The 13,489-nt window shown below is 70.6% G+C and carries 9 protein-coding genes; 6 read left to right on the top strand and 3 right to left on the bottom strand.

Features of this window, described 5'->3' with window-relative positions; genetic code table 11:
- The 3 genes from D7V97_RS28810 to D7V97_RS28820 all read right to left on the bottom strand — a co-directional run.
- Window positions 1-1,045 (bottom strand): serine/threonine-protein kinase (locus tag D7V97_RS28810; RefSeq protein ID WP_233583285.1); only part of this gene is annotated, 1,045 nt, incomplete at its 3' end.
- Between the two features lie 238 nt (window positions 1,046-1,283).
- Window positions 1,284-3,728 (bottom strand): serine/threonine-protein kinase, encoded by a 2,445-nt coding sequence (locus D7V97_RS28815; protein WP_233583286.1) that lies wholly within the window; start codon window positions 3,726-3,728, stop codon window positions 1,284-1,286.
- Window positions 3,729-3,868: 140 nt separating this feature from the next.
- Window positions 3,869-5,125 carry a serine/threonine-protein kinase gene (locus D7V97_RS28820; protein WP_233583287.1) on the bottom strand — a complete coding sequence of 419 codons (1,257 nt, stop codon included), beginning with the start codon at window positions 5,123-5,125 and terminating at the stop codon, window positions 3,869-3,871.
- A gap of 319 nt (window positions 5,126-5,444) precedes the next feature.
- Here D7V97_RS28820 and D7V97_RS28825 point away from each other — a divergent pair, with 319 nt between their 5' ends.
- From D7V97_RS28825 to D7V97_RS28850, 6 genes are all read left to right on the top strand, one after another.
- Complete coding sequence (locus D7V97_RS28825; protein ID WP_120613850.1) at window positions 5,445-7,817, top strand: GMC family oxidoreductase N-terminal domain-containing protein; 2,373 nt, start codon at window positions 5,445-5,447, stop codon at window positions 7,815-7,817.
- 21 nt (window positions 7,818-7,838) lie between these two features.
- Window positions 7,839-9,380, top strand: a complete 1,542-nt coding sequence (locus D7V97_RS28830; protein WP_199728976.1) for an FAD-dependent oxidoreductase — start codon at window positions 7,839-7,841, stop codon at window positions 9,378-9,380.
- Complete coding sequence (locus D7V97_RS28835) at window positions 9,370-10,461, top strand: alpha/beta fold hydrolase (RefSeq protein ID WP_120613852.1); 1,092 nt, start codon at window positions 9,370-9,372, stop codon at window positions 10,459-10,461. Before D7V97_RS28830 ends, D7V97_RS28835 begins: the two co-directional genes overlap by 11 nt.
- The gene (locus tag D7V97_RS28840) at window positions 10,451-10,882 is read left to right on the top strand and encodes an arsenate reductase ArsC (RefSeq protein ID WP_304988519.1); all 432 of its coding nucleotides are present in this window, start codon (window positions 10,451-10,453) and stop codon (window positions 10,880-10,882) included. Before D7V97_RS28835 ends, D7V97_RS28840 begins: the two co-directional genes overlap by 11 nt.
- Before the next feature lie 214 nt (window positions 10,883-11,096).
- A complete protein-coding gene (locus D7V97_RS28845) occupies window positions 11,097-12,587 on the top strand; it encodes a hypothetical protein (protein ID WP_120613854.1) in 1,491 nt (496 codons plus the stop codon).
- The coding region (locus tag D7V97_RS28850) for a PfkB family carbohydrate kinase (protein WP_199728977.1) at window positions 12,584-13,489 on the top strand (906 nt) is incomplete at its 3' end. The genes D7V97_RS28845 and D7V97_RS28850, both read left to right, overlap by 4 nt.

Below are 13,489 nucleotides of genomic sequence, written 5' to 3' on the forward strand. Positions count from 1 at the left end.
GATCAAGGGGGGGCGGCTCCAAGCCCGGGTTCCTGGGCCAGACCGCCGCGATGCCCACGCTCAAGAGCAGCAGCGCCCCGGCCACCCACGCTCCGAATCCTCGCGGACTCCGCAAGGCCTTGAGGGCCTCGAGTGTGTCGGGAGTGAACGTGTCGGCGCCCGTGGTGGTCGGCGGTAGCGAGGGAGCTGCGTCGCGCCTCGTGATGTCCGGTGCGTGGGGCACCACGTGCAGCGGGAGGCGCTTCAGCTGTTCCCGCACCGCCTCCGCGGAAGCGGGCCGCAGGGAGGGGTCCTTGGCCAGCAGGTGGAGCACCAGGGTGTCGAGCTCCGGTGGGATGCCCGGGACGCGCGACGAAGGCATCGGCGGTGACTGATCCAGGTGCGCGAACATCAACTGGACGGAGTCGCCCTGGAACGGACGCTCACCCGTGAGCAACTGGAACAGCATCACGCCCACTGCGTAGAGGTCCGTCGCCGGACCCACGGTGCCTCCGCGGATCTGCTCCGGCGCCATGAAGTCCGGGGTGCCCAGGATGGAGCCATCCGAGGTGAGAGGGCTCTCTCGCGACTCCAGCAGCTTGGCGATGCCGAAGTCGACCAGCTTGATGGCGGTCGGAGTCCCCGGCGATTCGACCACGAAGATGTTCGCGGGCTTCAGGTCGCGGTGCACCACGCTCGCCCGATGCGCTGCGCCCAGCGCGGCCAGCATCTGATCCAGGACCCAGACCGCGCTCTCCACGTCCATCCGGCTCTTCGCGCGGACGAAGTCGGAGAGCGGTCGCCCTTGCAGCAGCTCCATGATGACGTAGGGGCGCCCATCCGGAAGGCTGCCAAATCCAAAGATATCGATGATGCCTGGGTGCCGGATGGCATTGACCGCGCGGGCCTCCACGAGCAGGCGTTGCACCAGCTGCGGGGAGACGAGCTCCAGGCGCAAGACCTTGATGGCCGCCTGTTTGCCGATGAGGGGATGCACGGCGCGGTACACCACGCCCATCCCGCCCGAACCGATGCGCTCCTCGATGACGAACTCACCCAGTTGCATGCCCAGCAGAGGATCCACGGGAGCGGCGGGCCGCGACTCCGGACGCACGGACTTCTCGGTAACGGTTCCTGAGGAGCGAGTGCTTTTCATGGGCGCGGGGCCCCGAACATAGCCATGCGTTCCCGGGGCATTCAAACCTCACACAGAACGCTTCCATCGGACGGCGATGATCCGATGGGATGACCCATCCAGGGTCGTGGCTGACTTCCGACGCAACGCGAGCCCCCGCCCGCGTTGATCACTTGGGGAAGTACATCCTCAGCTGCTGCTGCCACGCATCCAGCTGCACGTTCAGCTTCATGCGTTCGTCGGACGTCTGCTCCTGGGCTGCGAGGTAATAGAACTCGCGGAGCCGCTTGCCGAGGCCGGACGTGTCATTGCCTCCGGTTCGTTCCTGAAACTCTCCGGTGAGCTGCTCCAGCCGCAGGGCCAGCTTCTGCTCCGCCTTGGTGCCCCTCCGTACATCCTTCAGCGTGGCGGTAGGCAGGGCTGGCCCTGGCCTCGAGATGACGGGGAATGGTGGTGGTGGTTTGGCGGGCATTGGCGGAGGCGCGGCGACAACCTCTGACGCGGGAGGCGGCAGACGTCGATTGAAGTCCTCTGCCCACCTGCCGAGGGCATCTCGGACCGTCCCCCGCTCGTATTCGTTGCTCGCGGCAGCGGCGGACTGGTAGTGCCGGAGCAGGCCAGCGACAAGATCCTTTGGGGGATTCCCTCCAGGGCTTCGGTCGAAGAGCTGGTCGTAGAGCGAATCCAGCCTCGTCGCCAAGCGCCGCTCGGAGTCAGTGCTCCGGGTAAGCCCTGGCCGCGCGGGGCGTGTCGCGGTGCTCGGAGGCGCGGCAACGGTGGGCTCCTTGGCCACCTGGGCTTCCTTGGCGGCCTGGGCTGCCTGGGCTGCCTGGGCCGCCTTGGCCGCCTTGGCCGCCTGAGCGTCCTTGGCGGCCTGAGCGTCCTTGGCCGCCTGAGCGTCCTTGGCTGCCTGAGCGTCCTTGGCCGCCTGAGCGTCCTTGGCCGCCTTGGCCGCCTTGGCCGCCTGAGCGTCCTTGGCCGCCTGAGCGTCCTTGGCTGCCTTGGCGGCCTGAGCGTCCTTGGCCGCCTGAGCGTCCTTGGCTGCCTTGGCGGCCTGAGCGTCCTTGGCGGCCTGAGCGTCCTTGGCGGCCTGAGCGTCCTTGGCGGCCTGAGCGTCCTTGGCGGCCTGAGCGTCCTTGGCGGCCTGAGCGTCCTTGGCGGCCTGAGCGTCCTTGGCGGCCTGAGCGTCCTTGGCGGCCTGAGCGTCCTTGGCGGCCTGAGCGTCCTTGGCGGCCTGAGCGTCCTTGGCCGCTTGAGCGTCCTTGGCGGCCTGAGCGTCCTTGGCCGCTTGAGCGTCCTTGGCGGCCTGAGCGTCCTTGGCGGCCTGAGCGTCCTTGGCCGCCTGGGCCGCCTGGGCCGCCTGGGCTTCCTTATCGGTAGGCGGCGTGGATGGATTCTCTTTCGCGATGGGCGTGACTTCCGTCGACGAAGCCGAGTGGCCCAGCCACAACACTCCTCCCGCCAGCCCCGCGAGCAGCACCGCGCCGCCAATCATCCAGCCGCGACTTCCGGTGCGCAGTGAGGCAGCGAGGCTTACGGTGCTCAAACTCTCCGTGTGCGGCGATGCGCTGACGGGCGCACGGGCCGGAGCGCGACGCGCACTGCGAACGGGCACCGGCAGAGAGCCCGGGAGCGGCAGCGAAGAGATGCGCCGGAGTTGCTGACGTACGGCCTCCGCGGAAGCTGGCCGCAGGGCGGGATCCTTCGCCAGCAGGTGGAGCACCAGTGTGTCGAGTTCCGGGGGAATGCCCTCCGCGCGCGTGGACGGCAGGGGCGGTGGCTGCTCGATGTGGGCGAACAGCACCTGCATCGGGTCGCCCTGGAACGGCCGCACGCCCGTGAGCATCTGGAACGTCATGATGCCCACCGCGTAGAGGTCCGTCGCCGGACCCACGATGCCTCCGCGGATCTGCTCCGGCGCCATGAACTCCGGAGTGCCCAGGATGGTGCCGTCGACGGTGGTGGGGCTGTCGCGCGACTCCAGCAGCTTGGCGATGCCGAAGTCGACCAGCTTGAGCGTGGTCGCGGTGCCCGGCAGCTCCACGAGGAACACGTTGGCCGGCTTCAAATCGCGGTGCACGACGCCCGCCCGGTGTGCCGCTCCCAACGCGGCCAGCATGTGATCCAGCACCCAGAGGGTGGTGGCCACATCCAGCCGCGTCTGCGCGTGAACGAAGTCGGAGAGCGGTCGCCCTTGCAGCAGCTCCATCACGACATAGGGCCGTCCATCCGGGAGGGTGCCGAATCCGAAGATGTCGATGATTCCCGGATGGCGGATGGCGTTGACCGCACGGGCCTCCACCAACAGCCGTTCGTAGAGTTGCGGAGACACGAGCTCCGCCCGCAACACCTTGATGGCCGCCTGTTTGCCAATGAGGGAGTGCGTGGCCCGATAGACGACGCCCATGCCTCCGGAACCGATGCGCTCCTTGATGACGAAATCTCCCAGCTGGGAGGAGATCAGGGGATCCGGGAGCGGAGTGCTGGAAGAGCGAGACCTCGCGGAGGACGGTGACCTCATCGTGGCGGTCTCCGATCCTTCGGGACTGGAAGGGCGGTGGGTTTTCATTCGGGAAGCCCGTGCGGGCGCTTGACCATAGCCATGCCCTTGCATGCCCAGCGACAAAACCTCTCACGCTCGTTCAGATCTGGCGGAAGGTCTTGAGCGGCTCGTGAGGCGCGAGGTCGGCATTGACTGCAACCTTTGCGCTCCGACTTTTCAGGAAGGACCGCCACCCATACCTTGGCATACAGCTACTGGGTGGGATCCAACGCAGCGTCGGGGCCACCCGCCGGGCGCAGGACCGCCGGAGCACGGCTTCTGATCAGCACCGTCTCCCACGTGTCGAGCGGCCCCACCGGATGCAGCGTTTCCGGAACCGCGTCCGAAGCAGCCTTCACTGCCGCAGGTGCATCCGGCTCCGCCTCTTGCGCCCAAGTCATCACGCCCGTCCCCATGCCCAGCAGCCCCAGCGCCACGACCGCCGCCATCGCGATGGGCGCACGGCCCCAGCGCATCGGCTGTGACACGGCGGGAGGCGGAGGCACCGCGAAGGTCGGCGGCGTGAACGCCAGGATGCTTCCCTCCGGTCCCTCCAGGGACAGCTCCCGTGCGAGCTGTTGCAACTGTTGCCGCACCACCTGGGCAGACGCCGGACGCCGAGCGGGATCCTTCTCCAGCAACTGGAGCACCAGCGCATCCAGCCCGGGCCCAATGCCTTCCGCCCGCGTGGAGGGCGGAGGCGGCGGCTGCTCCACCTGCGCGAACATCACCTGCATGTGCTCGCCCTGGAAGGGCCGCGCGCCGGTCAGCATCTGGAACGCGAGGATGCCCACCGCGTAGAGGTCCGCCGCCGGACCCACCGGGCCTCCGCGGATCTGCTCCGGGGACATGCACTCCGGCGTGCCCGTCATCGGGCGCTTCACTCCGGAAGGACGCTTCGCTCCGGACGGCGGCGGCTCCTCCGCCGCCTGCGTCACCTGCGCGATGCCGAAGTCCACCAGCTTGAGGGACGGCGCCGTGTCCGGCACCTCCACCAGGAACACGTTCTCTGGCTTCAAATCCCGGTGCACCACACCCGCCCGGTGCGCCGCCGCGAGCGCCGACAGGAGCTGATCCAACACCCAGACCGTCATCCCCACGCCCAGCCGGCCCTGCACGCGCAGCACGTCCTCCAACGACCGGCCCTGGAGCAGCTCCATCACGACATACGGACGCCCATCCGGCAGCGCGCCGCAGTTGAAGATGTCCAGGATGCCCGGGTGCCGGATGGCGTTCACCGCCTTCGCCTCCACCAGCAGCCGCTGCTCCTGCTCCGGCGACATCAGCTCCGCCCGCAGCACCTTGACGGCCGCCTGCTTGCCGATGACGGGATGCACCGCGCGGTACACCACGCCCATCCCGCCCGCGCCGATGCGCTCCTCGATGACGAACTCCCCCAGCCGCATCGACACCAGCGGATCCACGGGCGCGGGGGATGTCGCTGGGTCGGGAACTCCTGGAGTGCTCATGGGGGCGCCGGCCATCGGGGGAGGGTACCGCGCACACCGCCATCGCCCTCCTTCGAAACGACAAGGCCCTCGCGAGGCCCCGCCTGGCTGCCTGCCACTCCACTTCCCGCGCGGGAAGCACCTCCCGCTCCTGCTACAGCACGCGGATCCGCGCTGTTCCTGGAATGCGCGACTCCCAAGCTGAAAAGAGCGACCTGCCGGGATGGCGGGCCTCAAGGAAAAGTCGCCGCCCCGTTGTAGGATCGGGACGTCCTTTTCAGGACGCTCCCGGGTCGTGCTCCTGGTCCCTGCTTCCGGGGACCGCACCCGGAGGGGGAACATGGCACCGGCATACGACGCCCTGGTCATCGGCACCGGGTTTGGCGGCGCGGTCACGGCCTGTCGGCTCGCGCAGGCAGGGTTCTCCGTGCGCGTGCTCGAGCGCGGCCTGCGCTACCCGAAGGGCAGCTTCCCTCGCGACTTCGAGGATCCGACCCAGGGCTGGCTGTGGCAGCACCGGCAGGGCCTCTTCGACATCAAGCTGCTCAAGGGGATGAGCATCGTGCAGTCCGCGGGGTACGGCGGCGGCTCGCTCATCTACGCCAACGTGCACCTGCGGCCTCCGGCGGAGGTCTTCGCGTCGGGGTGGCCGGAGGGCTACAGCCGCCCGACGTTGGATCCGTACTACGACCTGGTCGCGCACATGCTGGACGTGCAGCCCATCACCGCCTCCGCGCGCGGCCTGCCGCCGAAGACGAAGCGCATGCAGGAGGTGGCGAAGAAGCTGGGCCGCGAGGCTCAGTTCTTCCACCCGAACCTCGCCGTGCGCTTCGCCCCCGCGGGCGAGCCCCTGCGCAACAAGTTCGGCGTGGAGCAGGAGGGCTGCAACTACTGCGGCGAGTGCGACATCGGCTGCAACGTCCGCGCGAAGAACACGCTCGACCTGAACTACCTGGCCGTCGCCGAACAGCAGGGCGCGGAGGTGTCCACGCAGGCGGAAGTGACGCGCATCGAGCCGCTGTCGCCGGGCTACCGCGTCACCTTCACCGACCACGCGGCCGCCGGCATGCAGCGCACCGTGGACGCGCGCCGCGTCTTCCTCTGCGCGGGCGCGGTGAACACCACGGAGCTGCTGCTGCGCAACCGCGACGTCCTGGGCACGCTGCCGGACCTGAGCGCGCGGCTGGGCTCGCACTACTCGGCCAACGGGGACTTCCTCGCGTTCGCGTTCGACACGAAGGAGCCGTGGGACCCGTCCGTGGGCCCCACTATCACCACCGGCATGGTGGTGGAGGAGGGGACGGGGAAGGACAAGACCTGGTTCCTCTTCCAGGAGGGCGGCCACCCGGCGCAGGCGGCGGGGCTGATGCTCGCCCTGGATCCGGACCACGCGCTCAGCCTGCCCGCGGACCTCTTGCAGCGCGAGCTGGTGAAGGCGCTGCGCCTGCGCACCCAGGACCTGGCCGCCGTGGAGAACGAGCGCGGCCGCTTCCAGGCGGTGTTCCTGGCCATGGGCCGCGACAAGGCCAACGGCCGGCTGACGCTGTCGCCCCTCACGCGCGAACTGCAGGTGCAGTGGGACGTGCCCGCGAACCTGCCGCTGTACCGCACGCAGGAACAGCTCTGCGAGGACGTGGCCCGGGCGCTGGGCACGCGCGCCGCCTACAACCCGCTGTGGGAGCGGCTGCACCTGCCGGTGTCCGTGCACAACCTGGGCGGCTGCACGATGGCGGAAGAAGTGGCCTACGGCGTCCTCACCCCGGAAGGGGAGGTGCACGGCTACCCCGGCCTGTACGTGTTCGACGGCGCGGCGCTGCCGGTGGGCATCGGCGTGAACCCGTCCTCCAGCATCGCGGCCGTGGCCGAGCGCAACGTGGAGCGGGTCATCCGCAAGGTGCAGGACGCCCCGCACTGGATGGCCCCGGAGCGGGCCCCGTCCAGGCCCCCTCGCACGGCGCCGATGGAGCCCGGGCGGGTGGGCATGCGGATGATGCCGGTGGTGGAGGAGCCGCCGCACCCGCCCGTGGTGCCGGGGACGGATCCGCTGGGCGCGGTGGTGATTCCGCCCGGGGGCACGGTGGCGTCGCCCACGCCGGTGGTGGGGCTGCGCTTCACGGAGCGGATGAAGGGTTTCGTCCAGCCGGCGTACCTGCCCTCGGAGGACTTCGCCGGGGCGGCGCGAGCGGGCCAGCGCGCGGGCCACGTGGCGGAGTTCGTCATCACCATCACGCTGCCCAACCTGGACCGCTTCCTCGCGCAGGAGTCGCACGGCGGTATCGCGCAGGGCACCGTCCACGTGCACGGCCTCACGCCGCCCGGCGGCTCGGCGGTGGAGAACGGCGTCTTCAACCTCTTCGTGGACGCGGAGCGCTTCTACCAGCGGCGCATGCTGTACCTGCTGCCCTTCACCGGCATGGACGGCCAGGCGTACCTGCTGGATGGCTACAAGGAGGTCCGCGACGACGCGGGCTTCGACGTGTGGAGCGACACGTCCACGCTCTACACCGTGGTGCGCCGCGGCACGGAACGGTCCGCGCCCGTGGTGTCCAGCGGCATCATCCGCCTGCACCTGCCGGACTTCCTCCAGCAGCTCACCACGTTCTCGGTGACGGGCACGGCGTCCGCGCTGAAGCGGGCGGACGCGATGCGGCGGTTTGGCGGCATGTTCATGGGGACGCTCTGGGACGTCTTCGCCCGCGCGAAGTTCGACTAGGGAGGACGGCACATCGTGGGGATGGCGACGCGTTACGACGTGGTGGTGGTGGGCTCCGGCTTCGGGGGTTCCATCACCGCGCTCAGGCTCGCGCAGGCGGGCAGGTCCGTGGCGGTGCTGGAGCGCGGCCGGCGCTATGCCCCCGGCCAGTTCCCCCGCGACGTCACGCGCGCGGACGAGGTGTTCTGGCGCCAGCCGTCCCGGCCCCAGGCGAAGGGCCTCTTCGACGTGCGCTTCCTGTCCGGCATCGGCACGGTGACGGCGAGCGGCGTGGGCGGCGGCTCGCTCATCTACGCCAACGTGCACGTGCGGCCGGACCCCGTCGTCTTCGACCACCCGCGCTGGCCCAAGGGCTTCACCCGCGAGGCGCTGGAGCCGTACTACGACAAGGTCGCGCGCGAGCTGGACGTCTCGCCGTTCCCCGCGTCCATCCCCCTGCGCAAGCGCGACCTGTTCCTGAAGGCCGCGGGCCGCATGGGCCGGCCCACGTTCGACCCGACGGAGGCCGTGTCCTGGACCCGGCCTTCAGGGCCGGGCCGCAAGGTGTGCCAGCTCTGCGCGGAGTGCGAGTTCGGCTGCCAGCACGGCGCGAAGAACACCCTGGACCTCACCTACCTGGCGCGCGCGGAGGCGCTGGGCGCCACGGTGTGGCCGGGCCTGTCGGTGTCCCACGTGCAGCGCGTCGCGGGCGGCTACCGGGTGCACTACCAGGACCTCGCCACCGGCGCGAAGGCGTCCGTGGAGGGCTCGCGCGTGGTGCTGTCCGCCGGGGCGCTGGGCACGGTGGAGATCCTGCTGCGGAGCCGCGACCGGGCGCGCACGCTGCCGCTGTTGAGCGACCGGCTGGGGCACGGGTACTCCGGCAACGGCGACTTCCTGGGCTCGCTGCAGGGCAGCCGTGAAGAGATCCTCCCGTGGGTGGGCCCGGACGTGGCCACGGTGATGAAGTTCTTCGACGCGGCCCCGCGCTTCACGCTGGTGACGGCCACCTTCAACAAGCCCGCGACGACGGTGCTCGCGGGCATGGGGCAGCCGAAGCTGGGCCTGCTGGGAGGCCTCGCCGCGCCGCTGTGGACGAAGCTGGGCCCGCTCGTGCACGCCGCCTTCGCGAAGGGGCTGTTCAGCAAGCCGTTGAGCAACGCGGTGGACCCGGCGCGCTCCAGCAACCTGTTCGCCATTGGCCAGGACAACGCCAACGGGCGCATGGGGCTCAAGGGCGACCACCTGGACGTGGAGTGGGACTACGCGGGCGAGAACGCGGAGCTGGTGGCGCGGATGACGGCCGCGATGCGGGAGCTGGCGTCGCAGTACGGCGGCACCTTCGCGCCGCTCGTCACGTGGGAGCTGTTCCGCAAGCCCTTCACGGTGCACTCGCTGGGCGGGGCGCACGTGGCGGAGTCGCCCGAGCGCGGCGTCGTGTCCCCGCAGGGTGAGGTGTTCAACTACCCCGGCCTGTTCGTGGCGGATGGCTCCGTCATCCCCACGTCGATTGGTTTCCATCCGGTGATGACCATCAGCGCGGTGTCCGAGCGCATCGCGGAGGCGGTGGCCCATGGCTTCTGAGCAACGAGCATTCTCCCAGGACGTGACGCGGGGCGGTCTCCCGGGGGTGGAGAAATACGACTTCCTCGCGGGGGACGGCGTCCCCTTGCGACTCACCCGCTACGTGGGCGGCACGAAGGGGCCGGTGCTGCTGGTGCACGGCGCGGGCGTGTGGAGCGGCATGTTCATGCTGCCCACGCTGAAGGAGAACTTCGTGCAGTACCTGGTGCGCCACGGCTACGACACGTGGCTGCTGGACTGGCGCGCCAGCGTGCAGCTGCCCCTGCGCCAGTTCTCGCTGGACGACGCGGCGGACCACGACATGCCGGCGGCGGTGCGGCGTGTGCGGGAAATCACCGGCGCGGAGTCGGTGCAGGCGGTGGTGCACTGCGCGGGTTCGGCGGCGTTCTTCATGTCACTCGCGGCTGGGCACCTGCCGGACGTGCGCAGCGTGGTGGCCTCGCAGGTGGCGCTGCACCACGACGTGCCGAAGGCCACGCGCGTCAAGTCGATGCTGCGGGTGGCGGAGCTGCTGGACGTGGGGCTGGACTCGCTCACGCCGGACGAGGCGTCGCGCACGCCGCTGTTCCAGCTGGCCTTCAGCAAGGTCTCCAGCTTCCTGCGCATGGAGTGCGACAGCCCCGTGTGCCACCGGCTGTCGTTCATGTACGGGCCGCTGTACCGGCACGCGCGGCTCAACCGGGAGACGCACGCGCGGCTGGAGGAGCAGTTCGGCCGCTGCAACATGACGACGTTCCGCCACCTGGCGCAGATGGCGAGGGCCGGGCACGCGGTGCGCTACGACCACGGCCGCGCGGGCAACCTCCAGCGCTACGGCCAGGCCCGGCCGCCGGACTACCTGGATCCGGCGCCCTTCAAGCGCCCCATCACGTTCATCGCCGGTGAGAAGAACCGCACCTACCTGCCCACGTCCACGGAGCGCACCTACGCGTGGCTGCGCGAGGCGAACGGGGACCGCTACTACCGGCGCCACGTGCTGCCGGGCTGCGGCCACCTGGACACCTTCATGGGCTGCACCGCGTCCGAGGACACCTACCCGGTGCTGCGCGAAGCGCTGGAGTTCCAGCCCCGTGCCGGCTGAGCGGATGAACACGGTCATCTTCGCCTGCGTCCACAACGCCGGCCGCTCGCAGATGGCGGCGGCGTTCTTCAATGCGCTGGTGCACCCCGACAAGGCACGCGCCGTGTCCGCGGGCACGCAGCCCGGTGAGCGCGTCCATCCGGAGGTGCTCGCCGCCATGTCGGAGGTGGGCATCGACCTGTCGGGCGCGAAGCCCCAACGCCTCACGGACGAGCTGGCCCAGGGAGCGCAATGGCTCATCACCATGGGCTGCGGTGACGCGTGCCCCTACGTGCCGGGGCTGAAGCGGGATGACTGGCCCCTGGAGGACCCCAAGGGCAAGCCGGTGGAGCGCGTGCGAGGGATTCGCGAGGACGTGCGCTCCCGCGTCATGGCGCTGCTGACGCGAGAGGGCTGGCTCAACTCCAAACGCACGACGTGAGCTGAGCGTCGGCGGCTGGCGTGGACGCTGCGTCTTCGCAAGACGCAGGTGCGTCGCGACATGACGCCGCCCCGGTGCACGCGCGGCGTCGTAAACCCCAAGTGCGCGGAAGCAGACGTTTTCGTGAGCGGCCCATCGGATGGCACCGGGGTTGCTCATGCGTGGGGAGGCTGGCCCCGGTGGTCGCGGGGTTCCCACCTCCTGGATGTGTGCCATGCACTCGCAGACGACGCTGAAGCCGACTCGCGCTGAAGGGCGCGCGCCGCCCGCGAGCCGACAGGGGGCCCCGCGGCCCGCGCGCCACGTCGCCATCTCCGCGAGCCACGAGCTGTTCCCTTCGCGGGATGCCGCGCTGGCGTGCGTCGTCGAGAAGCGCGTCGTGGCCCACCAACGGATGCGCGCTCAGCAGCAGGGCCTCACGCTCCGCAGCCCCGTGCGCCTCGCGGCGACGCGCATGGAGCGGACCGTGGAGGGCGGCGTCGATGACTTGAAGTTCCTCTACCCGGTGCTCGACACGCTTCCCGTCATCGCGTTTCCCATCCTCCACTTCGCCACCTGCGGCGTTCAGGTCAGCGTCTATGGCTCCGCCGAGGTGGGCCGGGTGGTGGAGGTGATGCGCGACTACCTCCTCGAAGCGCGCATCCTCGACGCGCCCGGGCAGCTGCTGTTCGTCCCGGAGGACCGGGCGCGCCTCTCGTTCTTCCACTCCGTGCGGAGCGCCGCGGAGCCGCTGGGCGCTCGGGAGGGGGACGCGCTCGTGTGGTGCGCGGGGGACATCGTCCTCGCCTACGACGTCTTCCCCTGGCTGATGGAGCCGGACGTCGGGCCGCACGAGCTGGTCCTCAACGTGGGGGCGAAGCAGCGGGTGTTCCCGGACGGCACGCCGGAGCTGTTCTCCGGCAACTACTACGAGACGCTCATCACCCGGGATGGGCCGGGCGCGCCGACGGCGTACGACGTGAAGGATCCGAACCTGCTCGTCTTCACGCGCGAGGGCCTGCGCGGCCTGTCCCGCCTGGATGACCTGCGCGGCGCGAAGGACTCCAGCGTCTACATGGACGTGTTCCTGCGGACGGCATGGAGGGCGCTGGCCAGCTCCCGGGCGCTCTCCTGTCTGGGCACGCTGCGCTACGGCCTCAAGCGCCGGCGGGGCACGCTGCGGCCCGGTGAGGGGCTGCGCCAGGACCACGCCAGCGACTTCGCCTCCGCCTTCTTCGACGTCCGGGCCCGGCTCAAGGCGGACACCGTGGATCCGTTCGTCCTCAAGGACTGCGACAACTTCGAGGACCTGTTCGGCTTCTACCGGGGCCTGCTCCAGGGCATCGTCGACGAAGGCGCCACGCGCGAGGAGGGCTACCGGAAGCTCGCGGCGTTCCATCCGCATGCCGAACACCTGCTGGCGCTGTCGGAGCGCCTGCGCCCGCTCTGGAATGAGCTGCCGCTGTGGCGGCACTGGCCGGAGCTCATCCGCGACCGCATCTCCACCTGCAACCGCCGTCTGACCGAAGCGCTCCGGGCCGCGGGGTTTCAAGAGGGGACGCCGCTCGTCCCCGAGTACTTCGCCGCCGACGGCTCCTTCCAGCAGGCCCCGGCGCCCGGTGACGACCTGCCCGGCACGCGCGCCTTCCTTCGGGACGTGTACCTGCCGCGCTTCCAGCAGGGCCGCGCGGCCTTCGCCACCGCGCTCGCGGGAGGCCTGTCGTGAGCGGCACCTGGACAGGGGACCTGCTGCCCCCGGGGCACGCGCTCGTGTCGCGGCTGGAGTCGCTGGCGTCGGCCCGCGTGCTGGTGGCGGGGGATGTGATGGTGGACCGCTACTGGCATGGCTCGGCGTCACGGCTGTCGCCGGAGGCGCCGGTGCCGGTGGTGCTCGTGGAGCGGGACGAGTGCCGCGCGGGTGGGGCCGCCAACGTCGCGGTGAACGTCGCGGCGCTGGGGGCCCAGGCCACCGTGCTGGGCGTCACCGGGGAGGACGCCGCCGCCGACGCGCTGGGCGAGAAGCTCGCGGAGGCCCGGGTGCGCACCCGGCTCTCGCGGACCCCGGGCGTGCGCACCATCACCAAGCTGCGGGTGCTGGGCGCCCGTCAGCAGTTGATCCGCCTGGACTTCGAGGACGGCCTGCCGGGGTGCCACGACGGGCGCCTGCTCGAACTGTTCGTCCCGCTGCTCGCGGACGCGGGCGCCGTCGTGTTGTCCGACTACGGCAAGGGGACGCTGCGGGAGCCCCAGCGCTTCATCCAGGCGGCCCGCGCGGCGGCCTGCCCCGTCCTGGTCGCTCCGAAGGGCCGTGACTTCTCACGCTACGCGGGGGCCACGGTGCTCGTCCCCAACCGGAGCGAATTCGAAGCGGTGGTGGGCCCCTGCGCGGATGACGCGGTGCTGGTCGCCCGGGGACTGGGCCTGGTGCGGGAGCTGTCACTGGGGGCCCTGCTCGTCACGCGCGGCGCGGAGGGCATGACGCTCGTGCGCGACGGCCACCCAGCGCTGCACCTGCCCGCGACCGCGAGCGCCGTCCTGGACGTCACCGGCGCGGGTGACACCGTCATCGCGGTGCTGGCGGCGGCGCTGTCGGCGGGCGTGCCGCTCACGGAAGGGGTGGCGCTGGCC

The sequence above is a fragment of the Corallococcus sp. CA053C genome (assembly GCF_003611675.1).
Taxonomy (GTDB): domain Bacteria; phylum Myxococcota; class Myxococcia; order Myxococcales; family Myxococcaceae; genus Corallococcus.